This window comes from Nocardia blacklockiae (assembly GCF_015477355.1).
Lineage (GTDB): Bacteria > Actinomycetota > Actinomycetes > Mycobacteriales > Mycobacteriaceae > Nocardia > Nocardia blacklockiae.
This window is the reverse complement of record NZ_JADLRJ010000002.1, coordinates 658,578-675,748: the sequence shown is the minus strand read 5'-3', so window position 1 is coordinate 675,748 and position 17,171 is coordinate 658,578. Positions and strand designations below refer to the sequence as shown.

General features: G+C 68.8%; 24 protein-coding genes. 12 read left to right on the top strand and 12 right to left on the bottom strand.

Annotated elements, in window-relative coordinates; genetic code table 11:
• The first annotated feature begins 19 nt into the window (after positions 1 to 19).
• Positions 20 to 1,075 carry a TfoX/Sxy family DNA transformation protein gene (locus tag IU476_RS08840; RefSeq protein WP_195098498.1) on the top strand — a complete coding sequence of 352 codons (1,056 nt, stop codon included), beginning with the start codon at positions 20 to 22 and terminating at the stop codon, positions 1,073 to 1,075.
• Here the strand turns inward: IU476_RS08840 and IU476_RS08835 are convergent, their stop codons facing one another.
• A complete protein-coding gene (locus IU476_RS08835) occupies positions 1,076 to 1,948 on the bottom strand; it encodes a LysR family transcriptional regulator (RefSeq protein WP_195098497.1) in 873 nt (290 codons plus the stop codon). It abuts the gene before it with no gap.
• Positions 1,949 to 2,022: 74 nt separating this feature from the next.
• On the opposite strand from IU476_RS08835, the gene IU476_RS08830 reads away from it, so the two are divergent.
• Positions 2,023 to 3,252: an MFS transporter gene (locus IU476_RS08830; RefSeq protein ID WP_195098496.1), complete on the top strand. Its 1,230-nt coding sequence runs from the start codon at positions 2,023 to 2,025 to the stop codon at positions 3,250 to 3,252.
• 42 nt (positions 3,253 to 3,294) lie between these two features.
• On the opposite strand, the gene IU476_RS08825 is transcribed toward IU476_RS08830, so the two are convergent.
• Positions 3,295 to 4,419: an NAD(P)H-dependent amine dehydrogenase family protein gene (locus IU476_RS08825; RefSeq protein ID WP_324193940.1), complete on the bottom strand. Its 1,125-nt coding sequence runs from the start codon at positions 4,417 to 4,419 to the stop codon at positions 3,295 to 3,297.
• 105 nt (positions 4,420 to 4,524) lie between these two features.
• Positions 4,525 to 5,130, bottom strand: coding sequence for a TetR family transcriptional regulator (locus tag IU476_RS08820; protein WP_195098495.1), 606 nt, complete (start codon positions 5,128 to 5,130; stop codon positions 4,525 to 4,527).
• 175 nt (positions 5,131 to 5,305) lie between these two features.
• Here IU476_RS08820 and IU476_RS08815 point away from each other — a divergent pair, with 175 nt between their 5' ends.
• The 6 genes from IU476_RS08815 (at position 5,306) to IU476_RS08790 (ending at position 9,047) form a co-directional block, all read left to right on the top strand.
• On the top strand, positions 5,306 to 6,049 hold the full coding sequence (locus IU476_RS08815; protein WP_195098493.1) for a hypothetical protein: 744 nt from the start codon (positions 5,306 to 5,308) through the stop codon (positions 6,047 to 6,049).
• Positions 6,046 to 6,774 carry a hypothetical protein gene (locus IU476_RS08810; protein WP_195098491.1) on the top strand — a complete coding sequence of 243 codons (729 nt, stop codon included), beginning with the start codon at positions 6,046 to 6,048 and terminating at the stop codon, positions 6,772 to 6,774. The genes IU476_RS08815 and IU476_RS08810 overlap by 4 nt, the downstream gene beginning before the upstream one ends.
• Complete coding sequence (locus tag IU476_RS08805; RefSeq protein WP_195098488.1) at positions 6,771 to 7,367, top strand: cytochrome c oxidase subunit 3 family protein; 597 nt, start codon at positions 6,771 to 6,773, stop codon at positions 7,365 to 7,367. The genes IU476_RS08810 and IU476_RS08805 overlap by 4 nt, the downstream gene beginning before the upstream one ends.
• A gap of 2 nt (positions 7,368 to 7,369) precedes the next feature.
• A complete protein-coding gene (locus IU476_RS08800; protein WP_438943983.1) occupies positions 7,370 to 7,660 on the top strand; it encodes a cytochrome C oxidase subunit IV family protein in 291 nt (96 codons plus the stop codon).
• Positions 7,661 to 7,684: 24 nt separating this feature from the next.
• On the top strand, positions 7,685 to 8,617 hold the full coding sequence (locus IU476_RS08795; RefSeq protein ID WP_195098486.1) for an undecaprenyl-diphosphate phosphatase: 933 nt from the start codon (positions 7,685 to 7,687) through the stop codon (positions 8,615 to 8,617).
• Between the two features lie 106 nt (positions 8,618 to 8,723).
• Entirely contained in the window at positions 8,724 to 9,047 is a 324-nt protein-coding gene (locus tag IU476_RS08790) for a hypothetical protein (RefSeq protein ID WP_195098485.1), read from the top strand.
• 7 nt (positions 9,048 to 9,054) lie between these two features.
• On the opposite strand, the gene IU476_RS08785 is transcribed toward IU476_RS08790, so the two are convergent.
• Positions 9,055 to 9,228 (bottom strand): hypothetical protein, encoded by a 174-nt coding sequence (locus IU476_RS08785; RefSeq protein WP_195098484.1) that lies wholly within the window; start codon positions 9,226 to 9,228, stop codon positions 9,055 to 9,057.
• Between the two features lie 18 nt (positions 9,229 to 9,246).
• On the opposite strand from IU476_RS08785, the gene IU476_RS08780 reads away from it, so the two are divergent.
• Both IU476_RS08780 and IU476_RS08775 read left to right on the top strand, forming a co-directional pair.
• Positions 9,247 to 9,891 (top strand): hypothetical protein, encoded by a 645-nt coding sequence (locus IU476_RS08780; RefSeq protein WP_195098483.1) that lies wholly within the window; start codon positions 9,247 to 9,249, stop codon positions 9,889 to 9,891.
• A gap of 71 nt (positions 9,892 to 9,962) precedes the next feature.
• On the top strand, positions 9,963 to 10,688 hold the full coding sequence (locus IU476_RS08775; protein WP_228823338.1) for a DUF6882 domain-containing protein: 726 nt from the start codon (positions 9,963 to 9,965) through the stop codon (positions 10,686 to 10,688).
• Positions 10,689 to 10,698: 10 nt separating this feature from the next.
• Here the strand turns inward: IU476_RS08775 and IU476_RS08770 are convergent, their stop codons facing one another.
• From IU476_RS08770 to IU476_RS08745, 6 genes are all read right to left on the bottom strand, one after another.
• Positions 10,699 to 11,079, bottom strand: a complete 381-nt coding sequence (locus IU476_RS08770; RefSeq protein WP_195098482.1) for a PPOX class F420-dependent oxidoreductase — start codon at positions 11,077 to 11,079, stop codon at positions 10,699 to 10,701.
• On the bottom strand, positions 11,076 to 11,657 hold the full coding sequence (locus IU476_RS08765) for a dihydrofolate reductase family protein (protein ID WP_195098732.1): 582 nt from the start codon (positions 11,655 to 11,657) through the stop codon (positions 11,076 to 11,078). Before IU476_RS08765 ends, IU476_RS08770 begins: the two co-directional genes overlap by 4 nt.
• Positions 11,658 to 11,673: 16 nt before the next feature.
• Positions 11,674 to 12,147, bottom strand: coding sequence for an SRPBCC family protein (locus tag IU476_RS08760; protein WP_195098481.1), 474 nt, complete (start codon positions 12,145 to 12,147; stop codon positions 11,674 to 11,676).
• A 133-nt stretch (positions 12,148 to 12,280) separates the two neighbouring features.
• Positions 12,281 to 12,442, bottom strand: coding sequence for a hypothetical protein (locus tag IU476_RS08755; RefSeq protein ID WP_195098479.1), 162 nt, complete (start codon positions 12,440 to 12,442; stop codon positions 12,281 to 12,283).
• A gap of 105 nt (positions 12,443 to 12,547) precedes the next feature.
• Entirely contained in the window at positions 12,548 to 13,363 is an 816-nt protein-coding gene (locus IU476_RS08750) for a phosphotransferase enzyme family protein (protein ID WP_195098477.1), read from the bottom strand.
• A complete protein-coding gene (locus IU476_RS08745; RefSeq protein ID WP_195098475.1) occupies positions 13,357 to 13,578 on the bottom strand; it encodes a hypothetical protein in 222 nt (73 codons plus the stop codon). Before IU476_RS08745 ends, IU476_RS08750 begins: the two co-directional genes overlap by 7 nt.
• Positions 13,579 to 13,839: 261 nt before the next feature.
• Between IU476_RS08745 and IU476_RS08740 the strand changes: the two genes are divergently transcribed.
• Together IU476_RS08740 and IU476_RS08735 are read left to right on the top strand one after the other, a co-directional pair.
• The gene (locus IU476_RS08740) at positions 13,840 to 14,427 is read left to right on the top strand and encodes a TetR/AcrR family transcriptional regulator (protein ID WP_324193939.1); all 588 of its coding nucleotides are present in this window, start codon (positions 13,840 to 13,842) and stop codon (positions 14,425 to 14,427) included.
• Positions 14,424 to 15,068 (top strand): VC0807 family protein, encoded by a 645-nt coding sequence (locus IU476_RS08735; RefSeq protein WP_195098471.1) that lies wholly within the window; start codon positions 14,424 to 14,426, stop codon positions 15,066 to 15,068. Before IU476_RS08740 ends, IU476_RS08735 begins: the two co-directional genes overlap by 4 nt.
• A gap of 26 nt (positions 15,069 to 15,094) precedes the next feature.
• On the opposite strand, the gene IU476_RS08730 is transcribed toward IU476_RS08735, so the two are convergent.
• Positions 15,095 to 15,298 carry a hypothetical protein gene (locus IU476_RS08730; protein ID WP_195098469.1) on the bottom strand — a complete coding sequence of 68 codons (204 nt, stop codon included), beginning with the start codon at positions 15,296 to 15,298 and terminating at the stop codon, positions 15,095 to 15,097.
• Between the two features lie 206 nt (positions 15,299 to 15,504).
• Positions 15,505 to 17,115, bottom strand: a complete 1,611-nt coding sequence (locus IU476_RS08725; RefSeq protein ID WP_195098467.1) for a hypothetical protein — start codon at positions 17,113 to 17,115, stop codon at positions 15,505 to 15,507.
• Positions 17,116 to 17,171: the final 56 nt, after the last annotated feature.

Here is a 17,171-nt window from a genome sequence, read left to right as displayed (position 1 = left end):
CTGGCCTCATGGACGAACGATGAGCACAGTCAAGACGCAGCGTCCCGGCGCCGCCCGCACGGTGGGCGACGGGATGAAACTGCACCGCCGGACGATGCGGTTGGACGGACGGGTCCACACCGTCATCTCGCTGCGCCCCGGCACGGCGGTGCGGTTCAGCACCAACCGTTTTCACGAAACCTGGCACCTGCTCTCCGACCGTCGCGGCGCGCGGCTGCTGGCACATCTGCTGTGGGGCATGTCCTTCCAGGCGCGGACGGGCACACTGCTGGTGATCGACCACCCGTTCCTGACACCGACGCCCTTCGACGCCGACCCCGCCGACCCGATCGTGTTCGTCCCCGGCTGGTGTACCCGCCTCGGCCCGCGCGCCGCACGGGAGCTGGTGCGGCAGTCGCCGTTCCGGCAAGCCCCGGAAGGCACGATCCGCTGGCGGACGCACGGCCTGGCGGCCGCGGGCGACGACGCCTTCCTGCCCTACTGGCAGCGCGAGCGCGGCCACACCCGGCGGCTCGGCGGCGCGATCGTGGTGACGCCGACGTCCCCGGCCGAATGCCGGGACTGGGCGATGTCGGCCGCCCGGCTGAACACCGTCCGACACCACAGCGACCACACCTACCTCGGCCCGTGGGACCACGGCCACGACGGCGAGATCCAGATCTTCCGCGAATTCCACCGCATGCTCGGCACCGCCCGCCGCGCCCGCAGCCAGGTGCTGCACCGCCCGGACGCCCCCACCGACCCGGAAGCGCTGCGACACGCGGTGTGGGACCGGGCCGATGTCCTCAACCACACCGCCTACCTGGCCGTGCGGGTGTGGCGGGACGGCGAGTGGCGGCTGGGCGATCACGCCGCCCGCTGGCTCGCCGCGGCCGACGTCCACTCGCTGCGCGATCTCGAACGGCTCGGCGCGGTCGAAACCTATCGCCGCATGCGCGCCGCGCGCATCCCGGGCCTGTCCCTGCGCATGCTCTGGGCCCTGGACGCCGCCCTCGCCGGTCGCACCCACTACAGCCTGCACCCGGAGCGCAAACGCGAACTGCTGGCGGACCTGCGGGGACTCCCGCCGCGGTAACTACCCGCGCCCCAGATCCGGCAGCGCCTCGATCACCGTGCGGGCCGCATTGGACGGGGTTCGCTGAGCGTCGTGGCCGATACTCAACTTCCACGGGACCGGGCTCTCGGCGTGCTCGCTGTAGACGATGCCCGGGAACCGACGCGCCACCGAACGCGGCACCAGCACCACGCCGAAGTCCTTGGCGGCCAACTCCAGAGCGAAGATCTGGTCGGCTACCTCGATCACGGGACGGCGGCCCGGATACAGGTCGTCGGCGATGGTCCGGATGCCCCAGCCGGGCGGGAAGTCGATGAACCGGATGCCGTCGAGGTCGGCGGTGCGGTACCGGCGACCGGCGAGCGGATGGTCCGGCGCGGTGCACAGCACCAGGGTCTCCGTGCTGATCGGATGCACTGTGATGCCAGGGATCTCGTCGCTCATACCGGCCAGCAGCGCGATGTCGAGACTGCCGTCGCGCAGGCCCGCGATGTTCCCGGCGACGCCCGAGGTGCTCTGCCGCATCTGCAGCGTCACCGCGGGATGACGCCGGTGCATCTCGGCGATGACCGCCGCCAGGTCGAGCGCGCGGATGTTCATGAGATTGCCGATCACCACCTCGCCGCGCACCTGCCCGCGAGTCCCGTCGATCGCGTCGACGATCTCCCGGCGCGCCCGCAGCAGCGCGCGGGCGGGCCCGATCATGGCCCGCCCGGCCTCGGTCGGTTCCAGCGCCCGCGGCATCCGGTCGAACAGCCGGGCGCCCAGTTCGTGCTCCAGCTTGGCCACGCTCGTCGAGACTGCCGACTGGACCAGATTCACCGACCGGGCCGCCGCGGTGAAGGAGCGCTGCTCGCAGCAGGCGAGGAAGCATTCGATCTGACGTATCTCCACCCCGGCATGCTATCTATTGTGTAGATGGCCATATCGAAATTCATCGCTTCCTTTGATTGCGTGTGCATCGGAACATGGAGAGCGTGAGTACTTCGACTGCGGCACCGGCCGCCCCCGCGCTGACCCGGCTGATCGTCCTCGTCTTCGCCGTCACCGCGGGCTCCTCGGCGGGCTGCCTCTACTATCTGCAGCCGCTCCTGCACGAGGTCGCGGCCGACCTGTCGATCTCGACGGCGACGGCCGCGCTCGTGGTCAGCGCCGCGCAGGTCGGTTACCTGTCCGGGCTGGCGCTGCTGGTTCCGCTCGGCGACTTCCTGGAACGCCGCCGCATGGTTCCCGCGCTGCTGGCGGCTTCGGTTGCCGCCCTTGCCGTTTCGGCGGCCGCGCCGAATCTGCCGGTGCTGTTGCTGAGCGTCTTCGCCACCGGCGTCACGGCGTCGGCCGCGCAGGTCGTGGTGCCGTGGGCGTCGGCGCTGGCCCAGCCCGAGCGGCGCGGCGAGATCGTGGGCACCGTGATGAGCGGTCTGCTGCTGGGCATCCTGCTCTCGCGGGTGCTGGCCGGGGCGATCGCGCAGTTCGGCGGGTGGCGCACGGTGCTGGTGGCCGCGGCGGGCATTCAGCTGGTGATGTCGGTGAGCGTGTACCTGCTCGCTCCGGCCACCGGCCGCGCCGCGCTCGCGCCGGAGGAGCGCTACCCGGAGGTGCTCGCCTCGATCCTGACGCTGATCCGCGCGCATCCGGTGCTCCGGCAGCGCATGGTGCTGGGATTCGTTGGCATGGCGTGCTTTTCGGGCGTGTGGACGGCGATCGCCTTCCTGCTCGCCGGCGCGCACGGCACCCCGTACCACTTCTCCGAATTCGCCATCGGCCTGTTCGGGCTGGCCGGGGTGGCGGGCGCGCTCGGAGCGCCCGTGGTGGGCCGCGCGGCCGATCGCGGGCGGCTGCGCGCGGTGACGACGCTGGTGTGGCTGACGGTCCTGGCCAGCTGGGCGCTGCTGGCCTGGGGCGGACACAACGTGGTGGTCCTGATCGTCGCGCTGCTGGTCTTCGACTTCGGCATCCAGGGCATCCAACTGTCGAACCAGAGCGCCGTCTACGCCCTCGATCCGGCCGCGCGCAGCCGGCTGACCACCGCGTACATGGTGACCTACTTCCTCGGCGGCGTCGCCGGTTCGGTCACGGCCGGTGCCGCCTATCAGTCCGGCGGCTGGTCGCTGGTGTGCGAGATCGGCACCGCGGCAACGGTTGTCGGCCTGGCGCTGTGGGGCGTGTTCGCGCGCGGTGCGGTTCGGACCGCCGGGTGATCGCCGACGCGGATCAGCCGGCGGCCGGTGTCGGCAGGGCGGTCACGGGCTCTCGCTTCGGGCGGCGCTCGGCTCGCGCCGCGGCACCAGGCCGCGGGGTAGCACGAGCGGCAGGTCGTTGTAGGTAAGGATGCCGGGCGGCGCCGCGACGACCGCGTCGATCGCGTTGATCACCGGCATGGCCGTCATGATGTGGCCGAGGGTCATGAAATCGGCGATCGTCTCGGCCTGGAAGTCCGGCGGCGGCAGGAAACTGATCACGTTCTTCACCGACGGGCGGCCGTCGACCTGCAACACCCAGCCGTCCTGATCGATCTGCCAGTCGGGCTCCAGCGTCCGGCCCTTGCGCCAGCGGATATCGATCTCCACGACGGTCCGCCCGGCGGACATGCCCTTCCAGGCGGCGTGCACGCCGGCCACGCCGCCCGCCGGAATGGTCCACGAGCCGAGGTCGAGATCGGCTGTGGTGTGGGCATATTCGGCATCGCAGCGGACCTCGTCGAGTTCGACGCCGAGCGCGTCGGCGATCAGCCGGACGGCCTCGCCGAAGACGCCGGTGCCGTGCGCGGTCATCGTCGGAAGCTCGGGATCGTCGACGGGGCGGCCGAAGCCGACCGGCTGCTCCGTCGCGGGGGAGTCGTAGAAGGTGGTGTCGGCGGCCTCGAACACGGTCACCTTGTCGACCCGGTCGCAGATTCCGGCGGACAGGATCGCCATCAGGTTGATGTAGCCGGGGCTGATGCCGGAGCCGAACAGGGTCGAGCCGCCGCGCCGGCAGGCCTCGGCGAGCCGCGCCCGGCCCTCGCCCTGGTTGTGCCCGGTGATGAAGGACGCCGTGGCGACGACATCGACACCGGCGGACAGGATTCGGACCAGCTCGTCCACATCGATCCACATCGGGTTGTAGACCACGCAATCCGGTCGCAACGCCAGCAGGGCGTCGACATCGTCGGTGGCGGTGAGGCCCAGCGGCGCTGTGCCGCACAGCTCTCCGACGTCGCGGCCGACCTTGTCCGGCGACCACGCGTAGCAGCCGACGAGCTCCAGGCCGGGATGCGCCGCGATGGCCCGCACCGAACTCTTGCCGACGTTACCCGTCGTCCACTGCACGACCCGGTGGATCCGGCCGCCGGGCGCGGCACCCGCGGTGTCGAGGTCCAGAGCCACGTCCACCCCTTCGTTCGATTCGCCAACCAGCGAGAACGACATTATCACGAAAGTCTTATGTGAACTTCAAATGTCGAGAATTACTTTCTCGACAAGACGTGACTGCTACTCCGAGGCGCGCAGGCCGAGCATGTAGGTGGAGATGTATTCGTCGAGGAACGGTGCCCGGACGTCCCGGTCCGGCGGCAGCATGATGAGCAGGGCGTAGAGCCCGGCGAGGAACGACACGCCCTTGTGGAAAACGTCTGTGTCCGAGGGAATTTCACCGCGTTCCCGAGCGCGCCCCAGTTCCTCGACGACGGTGACGATCACGGGGTGCAGCGGGACCTCTTCCGACGGGGGCCGGGTGGAGGAGAAGTGCAGTCCCAGAAAGTCTTTGAACAATCGGTGGCCCAGGCGGCGTTCGAGGTCGGTGAGCGAGCGCAGCGTCTCGGTGAGGGTCGACCGCACGTCGTGGGGTGTGGCGAAGAAGCGCGCCAGATCGGCGGCGATGCGCTCCTCTTCGCGCTCCTCCAGTTCGAACAGGACGTGTTCCTTGGTCGGGAAGTGGAAGAAGAAGGTGGCGTGCGCGACACCGGCGGCCGACACGATCGCCGCGATGTCGGCGCCCGCCATGCCGTCGCGCTTGAACTCGGCGACCGCGGCACCGAGCAGCCGCTCGCGGGTCTGGCGGCCCTTCGTGCCGCGCGCCGGTGGTTTGTCCTTCAGCACCTGTCGAGTCTACGGCACACAAAGCTGACTGAAATCAGAAAACTCTTCCCTTACGCGCCCGGCGGGGCTACCGTCACTGTGATGGCTCCCTTTGTCGGGCAGCGTGATCGGGCTTCGATTCCGTGCGGGCGCCAGTGCGCAGACAACTGACTATGGTCAGGTTTGGAGGGATCAGGTGCAGATCCTCGAGCAAGCACAGAGCCTGCCGCGGGCGGGAAACCTCAAGGCGCAGTGGGTGAGTCTGTGGACGGGTCCCGTGGCGGCGCTCGTACTCCTGCTGGCCTTCCTCGCGTTTCCCGGATTCCGGCCGCCGATGTCGCCGTCGATGTCCGCCGCGGAGGTGGCGTCGTTCTACCGCGACAACACCGCGTGGATCCGCGGCAGCATGGTCACCTTCAATCTGTGCGGGATGATGATCCTGCCGTTCTTCGCGGTGATCGTCGTGCAGATGCAGCGGATGCGTTCGCAGAGCGGGGTATTCGCGTTCTGTTACCTCACCGCGGTGGTCAGCGGGGCCACGATCTTCGCGCTGTCGAACATCTTCTTCCTCGTCGCGGCCTTCCGGCCCGAGCGCGACCCGGAGCTGGTGCAGGTGCTGAACGATCTGGCGTGGATCGTGTTCGTCGCCCCGATCGGCATGGTGGTGAGCCAGTTCCTGCTGCTGGCGCTCGCGGTCTATTTCGACGACGGTCCCGAGCCGGTGTTTCCGCGCTGGGTCGGGCACTACTCGCTGGCGACCGCGGTGACCATGATCCCGGCGGCCGGTGCCGCGATATTCCGGACGGGGCCGCTGGCCTGGGACGGCGTGCTGTCGTTCTGGCTGCGCAACGGGTCGTTCGCGCTGTTTCTCGTCGTCATGTTCGTCGTGCTGCGCCGGACGCTGCGGCGGCAGGCGCAGGCGGAGGGCGTGGCCGGATGAGCGGCCCGGTGCGGGGCGGCCGGCGCGACGTCTGGTTCGTCTACTGGATCTTCCCCGGCTTCTACGCCGCCTTCGGTGTGATCATCTGCCTGCTGACGCGGGTGACGCCGCCGCCGCGCCCCGACGTGACGACCGCGCAGAAGGTCGAATTCTTTGCCGCGCACCACTTCACGATCCAGTTGGGCTTCGGTCTGCTGCTGATCCTGCTCGGGGGAGCGGCGGTGACCAACGGGCTCGTCGGCTATCACATGAGGCGGATGTCGGTCGGGTCGGTGTTCGCCTACGGCTACATCGGCGGCATGGCGGTCGGGGCGCTGCCGGGGTTTCTGCTCGTCGCCACCTGCTTCCTGACGGCCACCTTCCGTCCCGGCCGTGACCCCGAGGTGGTCGGGCTGCTCTACGACCTCGGAATGCTGTCCTACAACGGCTCGCTGGGCTGTTTCTCGACCGCGTATCTGGTGCTGGCCGTCGCGATCCTCTACGACAGGCACGAGATCTTCCCGAAATGGTTTGCCTACGTGAGTATCTGGCAGATCGTCACCGAGGTCGTCGCGACCCAGATGTTCCTGTTCGACGCCGGGCCGTTCGCCTGGAACGGGTCCATCGCCTTCTGGCTGGCGGTCGTGGTGTTCACCGTCTGGCTGGGCGCGCTGATCGTGCTGCTGAAACAGGCGACCGCCCGCGAGCCCGCCGACGCCGCGACGGTGGACGGAGCTACCTCATGACACGATCGGATTCGGTTCCGGCACAGGCTGATTCGGCCGGACAACCGCGAACGCACCTGCCCGGCGACGGCCACATGTGGGTGATGGTGCTCGGCGACATGGTCATCTTCGGTGGCTACTTCGTCGTGTTCATGATCTACCGTGCCATGACGCCGGGCGAATTCCTCGCTGCGCAGCAGCATCTCGACCTGAACATCGGCGTGGTGAACACGGTCGTCCTGCTCACCTCGTCGTGGTGTGTCGCGCGCGGCGTGATCGCCACGCGTACCGGCCGGATCCGGCAGGCGGTGCGGCTGGTCTGGGCGGCCGGGGGCTGCGGCGTGCTGTTCATGCTGCTCAAGCTCTACGAGTGGGTATCGCAGATCCGCTCCGGCAGAACGAATTCCGAGTTGTTCTACTCGTTCTACTACGTGCTCACCGGCGTGCACCTGCTGCATGTCGCGATCGGGCTCGTCGTCCTGGGCGTGCTCGTCCGGGAGTTGCGCAACCCCGCCGGCCGCAGGGTGTCGATGGTGGAATCCGGTGCGATCTACTGGCACATGGTGGATCTGCTGTGGGTCGTCATCTTCGCCCTGCTCTACGTGATGAGATGAGCATGTCCGACACAACGGGATTCGCCACGGCCGCGCGGCCGATCACCCTCGCGTGGGTCGCGCTCGTCGTGATCACCCTCGGTTCGTGGTGGCTGGCGCCCGGCCACTCGGCGGGCGCGGCGGTCGCCAGCGTGCCGATCACGGTCGCGGTGGTGGCGCTGGCATTCGTCAAGTCGCGCTTGATCGTCCGGTATTTCATGGAGGTGCGCCGTGCGCCGGTCTGGTTGCGGCGGGCCACCGACGCGTGGCTGGTCGTGCTGTTCGCCGCCGTCCTGGGAAGCTATCTGCTCTGACCGCACGGGGCTGTGCGAAACTCGTTGCCGATGCTCACTTATTTCGAAGCGACCGTCATCGGTGTCGTGCAGGGCGTCACCGAACTCTTCCCGATCTCCAGCCTCGGACATTCCGTGCTGGTGGCCGACTGGCTCGGCGGCGACTGGCGGAGGCTGGCCGGTGACAGCGAATCGCCGGAGGGCAGACCGTATCTGGCGTTCATCGTCGCGCTGCACGTGGCGACGGCACTGGCACTGCTGTGTTACTACTGGCGGGACTGGGTCGCCATCATCACCGGCTTCCTCGCCACCCTGCGGACCCGGCGCGCCGAGACCGTGGCGCAGCGCCTGGCCTGGCTGATCGTGATCGCCACCATTCCGGTCGGGATACTCGGGTCGCTGCTGGACCATGCACTGCACGCCTTGTTCGCGGCACCGTTCTACGCCGGACTCTTCCTGGCGCTCAACGGCGTGGTGCTGGTCGTGGGGGAGGGCCTGCGCAGGCGCAACGAACCGACGCTGGCCGAGTACGGCCGCCGGTTCGCGCGGCGGCAGGGCGGCGCCGCGGTCGCGACGCTGCCTCGGCAGAGCGACCGGCCGCTGGCGGCGCTGGACGTGCGCGATGCCCTGGTCATCGGCTTGACGCAGGCCGGCGCGCTGCTGACCGGTTTCAGCCGCGCGGGCCTGACCATGGTCGGCGGCCTGTGGCGCGGACTCGAACGCGAGCACGCCGCGAAATTCGCCTTCCTGCTGGCCACTCCGGCGATCCTGGGCGCCGGGGTGCTCGAGCTGCCGGAGCTCGCCGAACCGGGCATTGCCGCCAGCCGGGGGCCGATGTTGTTGGGCGCGCTGGTATCCGGGGTGTCGTCGGCGCTGGCCGTGCGCTTTCTCGAGCGCTACTTCCGGACCCGCACGCTGCTGCCCTTCGCGGTGTACTGCATGGTCGCCGGGGCGCTCTCGGTGCTCCGGTTCCGCTGAACCTCGGTTGCGCGCTGCCGGTGTGGTTTAGGGCGCTCGTACCGGGAAATACGCCGAGACAGGTACGGGCAGCACGCCCGGAACCCGGACGCGAGGAAGTCACAGCATGACCGTGCAGGAACAGCCCGAGATCCCGCCGCTCGACGACGCCACCGACATCGCCCGCTCGACGGAGGCACAGCCGGGGGAAATGCTTGCGGACACGAGGAATTGGGCGGGGTTCGTGGTGTTGCTGTTCGGTGTGCTCGCGGCGGTGGTCGCGATCGTCGCCGGGACCGCGGGGCAGTGGGATGTGGCCACGGCCGCAGGGGTTTTCGCGGGGATCGGATTGGTGGTGGGAATCCTGCTGATCGTGTTCGTGGATCGGCGGCGAGGTGCAGGAGACGAAACCTCTTGGAGCAAAAGGCTTTTCGCGCGGTCGCCGCGATAGGTGGCGGTCAGCCCTGGGCTTCGTCGATGTCCTCGGGCCCCGCTGCGATCCGCTCCTGTAGGCGTGCCCGGACCTGTTCCGGTGTGTAGGAACGCCGTTTCCGTTCCGCCCGCACGATCACGACTCCGGTGGCGGCCACACCGGCCGCGCCTGCCAGACCGAGTATCTTCCACCAGCGCATGTGCCTAGGCTACTTGGCATGGCGGGCACGAGCATTGATCTCGACCGGGCACTCGAACTCACGCGCACCGGCGACCTCTGGTTGTTCCGCGGCAGTTCGGCGGCCGATCGAGCCATCCGGATGACCACCAACAGCCCGGTCAACCACGTCGGCATGGCCGTGGCCGTCGACGATCTACCGGTCCTGATCTGGCACGCCGAACTGGGGCGCTCCCTGCCCGACATGTGGTCGGGCACCACCCACCGCGGCGCCCAGCTGCACGACCTGCGCGACGCGGTGCTCGTGTGGACCCGGCGCTACGGCCAGCGCGCCTGGCTCCGCCAGCTCGACCGCCCCGTCACCCGCGAGATGGAGGACAACGCCCTCCGCACCGTCGCCCGCCTCGACGGCATCCCCTTCCCCTCCACCTCCAGCCTCGCCGCCCGCTGGTTCCGCGGCCGCCTCACCGGCCTGCGCCGCACACCCCGCACTCCCGAGCCGTCCCCGGACCTCCGCAGCGCCTACTGCGCCGAAATAGTCGCCCTCACTTACCAATCCATGGGACTGCTGCCCGCCCGCCGCCCGAATTGGTACGACCCGGGCCGCTTCTGGAGCGGCGACACGTTGGAGCTGTCGGAGGGTTACCACCTCGGCGGCGAGATCCGGGTGGAGGTCGCGGAGTAGGTCGCGCGGGGACGCGATGCCCCCAGAAGTCGTGGGCCCGGACGTGCCACCCGCCGGACTAGGCTTGCGGCGTGGGAGGAACTTTCGAGTCGACGACAGCGATCGACGAGTTGATGGACGACGCGGCGCTGATGTCGTATGAGCATCAGGAGTACATGGGCGAGGTGCTCGGGGTGCCCGCGTGGGCGGTGGCCTACGAGCCGCCGCGCTTCACGTTCACCGGCGATCGGGAGCTGGTGTGCACGCGATTTCATGTGCTGGGCACCGCCGCGCCGGGGCCGCAGTCGTGGTTGTGGAGTTGGGCCAATCCCGACTGGTACCCCGACGAGGTGACCGCGCTGGCCGAGTCGGTGCGCGATTACGGTGTGCGGCACGGGATCTCGTTGCTGTCGGAGCCGGAGGTGCCGTTCGCCGAGTTTCCGGGATCGCCGACCGAGCCGGTGCGGGTCAACTGGCTGGTCGGCGAATTGGCGAAAGCGGTGTCGGGCAGCTGGACCTGGTACAGCGCGCCGGTCGGGGGCGGCACCCGGCTCGCGGTGCTGGTGGAGCACCCGGACCTGGTCGTCCCCGCACCCGACATGCTGCGCGTGTCCCGGGTGATGCAGGCGGTCGACAAGCTCGGCCTGCCGGATCACCGTCGCGCACTGCACAGTTACGCGGTGCGGCGCGGGCTCGACGCGGGCTTCTCCGAGGACGGATCGAAGCTGTACGTCGAGGGTCCGGGTCTGCGGATCGCGGTGGCGTTCAACGAGAACGGCCTGCTCACGGCCTTGTCGGCCGGGAACGGGGACCGCTGATCGGCTGGCCTCAGCCGATGGTCTGGTGCTCGAGCTCGATGAGCACGGCGACGCGGTCCTGATCACGGCCGTACGGCGTGCCGATGTACTTCTTCGCGAGGCGGTCGACGATTTCCCAGCCCGCGTCGCCGTCGATCCATTCGACGACCCGGCCGCGGAGCAGGATCGACTGATACGGGTTGTCCGGGGCGGTCATGGACAGCGCCACCCGCGGATCCCGTCGCAGATTACGAGCCTTGCGTGAAGTAGGGCCGGTGATGATCACGACGTGGTCGCCGTGGGCGCCGACCCACACCGGAACCGCGTGCGGACCGCCGTCGGGCAGGACGGTGGCGAGGTGGGCCTGCGGGGTGCCGTCGAGAACGTCCCGTACGCGGGGATCGATCGTCATCGCTGAACCTCGTAACGGAGATGCGTAACGCCCGGCGCCGCAACGGCTTCCACGAGGCGCAGGTGAATGTGGCTCGGGAGCGAGTGGAAGAACGGCCGGCCGCCGCCGAGCAGAATCGGCACCTGGTGCAGCACGATCTCGTCGACGAGTCCCGCGCGCAGTCCCTCGGTGACGGCGATGCCGCCCATGAGACCGACGTTGTCGGCGCCCGCCGTCTCGCGCGCCGCGGCGATCGCGTCCTCGATGCCCGTGGTGACGAAGGTCTGCCGGGTCGTCGCCTCCGGATCCCGCTGGTGCGCGAGCACGAACAGCGGAGCCTTCGGATGCGGGCTGAAACCGTGGAAACGGTCGGAGTCCAGGTACGTGGTGTGCCCCGCCACCACCGCCCCAAGACTTCCGGCGAGCCCGTCGAACACCTCGGCACTGGCCGCACTGAGCGTGAATCCGTCGAACACCCGGCTCGGCGTATCGCCGTCGAAATACCAGTCGAAGAGCATTTTTCCGTCGCCGAGCCCCTCTCCCGGTCCAGGATCGCGTCCGGTGATGTAGCCGTCGACCGATACCGCGTGCGCGCCGATAACCTTTCCATCGCCGCTACTCGCTCGCGACCAATTTGCCGAGGTTGTCCAATTCGTTGGAGCGCCCGGCGACGATGCGCTGCGTCCATTCCTCGTCGTGCAGCGGCTCGAGGGTCATCACGACTCGCACGCCGTCCGCCACGGGAGTGAATTCGACGGTGGTCAGGTGGTCGTAGGCGTCGTGGCCGGGCACGAAATCGATCAGCGACGTATAGGCCAGCCGCCGCACCGGCTCGACTTCGGTGAAGGTCTTGTGGGACGTGGTCGCCAACGGCATTCCCGCCGACTTCATGAACTCGATCTGCTCGGGCCCGGTCGCGGTCATGGTGTAGACGAGTCCGCCGCCCGCCCGCACCTCGATCTCGTCGACGCGCACCTCGAATCCGTCGGGCGCCCACCACCGCGGAATGCCGTCCGCGGTGGTCCATAACTCCCAGACCCGTTCGGCCGTGGTCGGGTAGGTGCGTTCGAGGGTGATGGTGTCTGCCACGGGTGTACTCCTGTTCCCACGTTCGGGCCTGCGATGGACCGAGACGGATCATGTTCCGAGCACAGCGAGTCTGGATGTTTAGGTACGTGCTCCGTCATCGGTACCGGCCGTGGATTTCAGGGGTACGTGTGTGTTACACGCACTGCGGCGGAGTGACGATCGGCGGCGGATTCATATCGCAGATGCGCGGAGAGTCCGCGGGCGCGTCGTCGATGTCGGACAGGAGTGTGGCGGGTGCGGCGAACAGTGCTGCCGCCGCCGCGGTACAGAACAGAATTCTTGTCGATTTCACCATGTTTCGGACGTTATGTCCTGCTTCGTCGCGTGGATATGCGCGGCGAATTGCCGCAACGTGTACTCGCATGTCAGCGGCGGAATTTATCGTCCGGAACGGACCGGATCAGCCTCGGTCGTGAGTTATGGCGCGCATGATGTCCCGCAGTCGGTCGGCCTCGGCGCGGCGCGCGATCAGCCGCTCCTCGACCGCCGGCTTACCGGCGACCAATGCCTCGCGCAGCGGAAAGAACAGGCGCGGAGCGGTCGCGGCACCGAGCCAGACCAATTCGGGAAGAAGGGCCGAAATCGCCTGTCCGTCGGACCTGCTCCGGTAGCCCGACACGACCGCCTCCGCCAGCGCCGGCTCGGGCACGCGTTTCCCGTCGGCCTTCAGCACGCCGAACCAGCGCGCGACATTCGCCAGTTCCTCGCTCGGGTGGATCAATGCGATCCGGCCGATATCGACAGCTCCCACCACCTCGCCGCGACGGACCAGGACGTTGGGCACGTTCAGATCACCGTGTCCCGCCAACCCGCAGGGGAGCGCGCCGACCGAATCCGCCTGCTGGCGAATGTCTTCGACGTGGCGACGCACTATCCGCCCGATCGCCGCCGGCGCCCCGTCACTCAGCTCGGCCAGATCGTCGGCCACCTGTCTCGCCCAGCCGAGCAGGCTCTCGGTGCCGAGCCCCTCGGTGCGGGTGAAATCCGTTGCGGCATTGTGCAATGACGCGAGGAGCCGTCCAGCACCGCGGGCGATCTCCACGGTGGGCGTCTCGACCCTCGCGTCGGCGGGCAGCCACTCGAATCCCACGGCCCGATACCGGGTATTCGCGGCATGCGCGACGACCCACTCACCCCCGGACGGCACACGGCGACCAGGAAAGGGAATCCCCCGCCGCTGCAAGTGATCCACGAACCGCAACTGCGCCCTCAGCATCTCATCGCTGTACCACTGATGCCCCAACCACGACCATTCCCCTCCGCCACCAGCCGCAACACCATCCGCCCACCACCACCGTCGACACGCCAGGCCGGATCGTGATGATGATCCCCGTCGTCGAGCGTCAGCAGCGTGGTCGCCGATTCTCCCGAGACGCCGAATTCGGACAATATGCGCCGCAACACCTCTGGTTCGATCGCATTGATAGTCATGGTCTCCCGCCGCTGCCCCCAACGCTGCGAGCGTATCCCGCCGCGATGCGACACGGACCGAAACCCGGTGCCCCACTGTGCCGCTCGCTGGTTGGAGGCCAGTCGCTGGCGAACACGACGTTGATGTGAGTCATGGCAACAGTCGAACGGTTCGACCGCATCGTCTCGGACTGCCGGGACGTCACCGCCCCGCGCAATAGTACGAGTGGCCGTGTACCCGGAACTTGACGTCTGTTACTCGTTCAAGTAAGAATATTACTTGTGCAAGTAACAAAGCGATCGGTGCCTGATCGGCGGGAGCAGTTGTTGCGGGCGACTGTGGAAGTCGTCGCGGAATGGGGGTACGAAGGGGCTTCGTTCGCTCGGATCGTCGAGCATGCGGGGATGAGCAGTACGCGGCTGATCTCGTATCACTTCGCGTCCAAGGACGTGTTGATGGGCGAGGCGCTGGGATACGTGGTGCAGCGGGCGGGGGAATTCATGCGGGGGCGGATAGATAGGGCGGAGGGGGCGGCGGGCAAGCTCGCGGCGTATATCCGCAGCAATCTGGAGTTCCTGGCTGCCGAGCCGGTGCGTGCGAAAGCCGCGGTGGCGATCGTGTCGCATCTACGCGTTCGGTCGGATTCGGCGCAGCAGAACGATGTGTCGGTGGCGCTGCTGGAGGCGTGGTTCGTGGCGGCTCAGGCGACCGGGGAGATGCGCGAATTCGATCCGACCGTGATGGCGGTGAGCGTGCGCGCGGCGATCGACGCGGCGGTAGGCCGCATGGTGGCGGGCGAGGTCGATCCGGACCGGTACGCCGACGAACTCGTCGCCCTCTTCGACGCTGCCACGCGGGTGGGCCGATGAGCGCGGCGCCGGCCGACGTGTCGGCGACACGACTGCGCCGCCGGTTGGCCGTTCAATTCGGCGTCGATGTGGTCGCGCCGCTGGTCGTGTTCTACGTGTTGCGGGCGGCCGGGGTCTCGGTGCTGGCCGCGTGCCTACTCGCCGGTGCCGTGCCGGCGGTGCGGGCAGTGCTGTCGCTCGCGCGCACCCGCCGCGCGGACGTCCTCGCTCTCGTCACGCTGAGTCTGTTCGTGGCCGGTGCGGCGGTCAGTGTGCTGCAATGGGATCCGCGCGTGGTGTTCGCCAAGGACGGCTGGCTGACGGGCCTGCTCGGCGTCTGGGTGATCGCCTCGCTGTGGTTGCGCCGCCCGTTCATGCTGCACCTGGGCGTGGTGATCGCGACCGCCAAGCGGAGCGAGGCCGCCGCGCGCGAGTGGGAGCGGCGCTGGCACGCCGAGCCCAGATTCCGCCGCGACCTGCGCCTCGTCAGCTGGGTGATCGGCGTGGTGCTGGTCCTCGACGCGATCGTGCGGGTAGTCCTGGCCTACACGGTCCCGCTCGACCTGCTGCCGCTGATCACCAACGCGCAGTACATCGTGATGCTGGCCGGCCTACTCGGCTGGTTCTTCCCCTACACCGCGCGTCGCGGACTACGGGCATGAGCACGCCGCAAGTTTCCTGGCCCGCACTAACGCCCGGAGCCGCTTTCGATCAACTCGCGCACGAAGCAGAGCGGGCAAATAGGGTCGAACGGAGCCGTCGCCTGTGTACGAGCCGCACCCTCGGGCTCCCGCGCCGCAGCCTCCGGACTCGCCACCGCGATCATCGGCTGCATGGCGATCGCCACCGAAAACGCCCCGGCAGCAGCGACTTTCAGCATGGTTCGGTACACAGGCCCTCCAAGCGAAGCGATCGGATTACAAGACTGCCCCAGTATCGCCGCATAGGTACGCCGATGCCATCGGTACCGGACGGCACCTCCGATCCCATGTTCGTTCCTCGATTCCCGTCAGTAAAGATCTCGAGGATCCGGTCAGGTTCCGCCCCGTCGGATTCGGGGCCGTCGCAGGGCTCGCTTCCAGGTTGACGGCTTCGTCGTCAGGTGGGCGTGTGTGAGTTCGCCGTGGCGACCAGTAGGCGGTGTAGAACCTGGGCGGGTGGGGTGGCCCGTCCGGCGTTGAGGACGACGTCGGTGAATGCTTCGGAGAGGGCGGGTTCGGGCTGGAAGCGGGTGTGGTCGAAGCTCTTTTCGCTCAGCTGGGAGCGCCAGGTTCGGAAGCCGGAGGTCATGTGGCGCAGCGAACCTCGGTGTTCCGGGTGCACCTGCGGGAGGTATGCCTCGAGCAGGGTGCGGTGTGCGGATCGGCGGGCACGGCCGCCGCCGGCTCGGTCGAGTGCGCTGCCGAACTTGCGGACGATCGTCGAATACACCGGGCGCCGGGCACATTCGGCGGCGAGCCGGTCCGTGCCGCCGGATGCGGCGGCGTGCCGCGCGTACTCCGGATCGATCGCGGTGCGCGTCGCCAGCACGATGCGCGTGCCGAACGGCTCCTCGGGCGAGACCTCGCCGGGCATCGCGCGTTCCAGGCGCGCCGGCTCGCCGTCCGGCAGTTCCTCGATCCCGATGGCGCGCAGCGCCGTTCGCGGGTAATGCGGCAGCACGTCGTCCACCGCGGCGACGATCTCGGTCAGCACCTCGATCGGCACGCCCGGCAGTTCGAAGCCGAATACCCGCAGCCCGTGGCGCTCGGCCAGCTCCCGGGCGAGGCGCGTGGCGGCCGACTCCGCGGACGCGTCCGCCGTCCGATTCGCCTTCTCCGCCTTGCGGTCCGGCCGCCCGGGAGCGCGTCCCGGCCCGCGCGGCGGCGAACCGGGTGAACCGGAATCCGGGGCGGAGACCCTCGGCCGGCCGGCGGCGGGCCGCGTCCACGGTGTGCTCCCGCCGCGCTGCGCCGCCGCGGCGCGCTGCCCGGCGGTGGCGTCCGGTTTCGCGGCGACGGTCGGCTTGGTCCACGGGGACGACGGCCGATTCGCCTGCGCCGGCCGAGCGGATGCCGCATCCGCCGGCAGCGCGGAGTGCCCGCCCGCCCCGGGAGCATCCGGCCGCTCGCTTCCCGGGTTGTCCCTCCGGGGCCCGGTGTTCTCACCGTCACCCGATTGCTGTCCCGGTGCCGACTTGCCCTGTGGCGTATCGGAAGTGCCGTTGGGAGAATGCGGTGAACCGGGTGACGAGGTGGTCGCCGGGCCGGCCAGGGTGCGCTGCGTCGGAGCGGCGGTGGTCCGCGGAACCGATTGTGCGGCGGGCTGTGTGGCGGGTGTGTTCGCCGTGGGACTGTTCCCGTGGACGGGCGTCGTGCCGTACGACGGGACCGATGTGTAGTCGTGGCGAATCGGGACCGCGGCATTGTTCACGCGCTGTCCGACGGCACGATCTTGGCTGTCGAAGCTCTCCGCCAGGTTGCGCAGATCGGGCCCCGCCTGCTGCAGAACCTCTACGAGGCTGTCCAGGTCGGACATCGCCCGCTTGTGCTCGGGCACATAGGTTTCCGCGAAGGCGCGTCCGGCGTCGTCCTTGCCCCAGGGCTCGCCCTCCCCGGCCAGAGCCGCGCGCAACGTACGCACGGTCTCCGCCACCTCCGCCCCGATCTCGTCGAATTGCGGTGCGCGTTCCCGGAGCCCGTCCGTATCGGCCGAAAACGTCTCGCCCACATCTTCTCCTACGCTGCGCTACAGCCTTCTTGTTGCGGCACGGTGCCCTTCCGCCC

Excerpts from the sequence above, each read along its gene's own strand:
- IU476_RS08755 (WP_195098479.1), bottom strand. The coding sequence starts at position 12,442 with ATGGTGAAATCGACAAGAATTCTGTTCTGTACCGCGGCGGCGGCAGCA.
- IU476_RS08805 (WP_195098488.1), top strand. The coding sequence starts at position 6,771 with ATGACACGATCGGATTCGGTTCCGGCACAGGCTGATTCGGCCGGACAA.
- IU476_RS08735 (WP_195098471.1), top strand. The coding sequence starts at position 14,424 with ATGAGCGCGGCGCCGGCCGACGTGTCGGCGACACGACTGCGCCGCCGG.
- IU476_RS08785 (WP_195098484.1), bottom strand. The coding sequence starts at position 9,228 with ATGCGCTGGTGGAAGATACTCGGTCTGGCAGGCGCGGCCGGTGTGGCC.
- IU476_RS08790 (WP_195098485.1), top strand. The coding sequence starts at position 8,724 with ATGACCGTGCAGGAACAGCCCGAGATCCCGCCGCTCGACGACGCCACC.
- IU476_RS08780 (WP_195098483.1), top strand. The coding sequence starts at position 9,247 with ATGGCGGGCACGAGCATTGATCTCGACCGGGCACTCGAACTCACGCGC.
- IU476_RS08810 (WP_195098491.1), top strand. The coding sequence starts at position 6,046 with ATGAGCGGCCCGGTGCGGGGCGGCCGGCGCGACGTCTGGTTCGTCTAC.
- IU476_RS08840 (WP_195098498.1), top strand. The coding sequence starts at position 20 with ATGAGCACAGTCAAGACGCAGCGTCCCGGCGCCGCCCGCACGGTGGGC.
- IU476_RS08745 (WP_195098475.1), bottom strand. The coding sequence starts at position 13,578 with ATGACTATCAATGCGATCGAACCAGAGGTGTTGCGGCGCATATTGTCC.
- IU476_RS08750 (WP_195098477.1), bottom strand. The coding sequence starts at position 13,363 with ATGCTGAGGGCGCAGTTGCGGTTCGTGGATCACTTGCAGCGGCGGGGG.
- IU476_RS08770 (WP_195098482.1), bottom strand. The coding sequence starts at position 11,079 with ATGACGATCGATCCCCGCGTACGGGACGTTCTCGACGGCACCCCGCAG.
- IU476_RS08800 (WP_438943983.1), top strand. The coding sequence starts at position 7,370 with ATGTCCGACACAACGGGATTCGCCACGGCCGCGCGGCCGATCACCCTC.
- IU476_RS08830 (WP_195098496.1), top strand. The coding sequence starts at position 2,023 with ATGGAGAGCGTGAGTACTTCGACTGCGGCACCGGCCGCCCCCGCGCTG.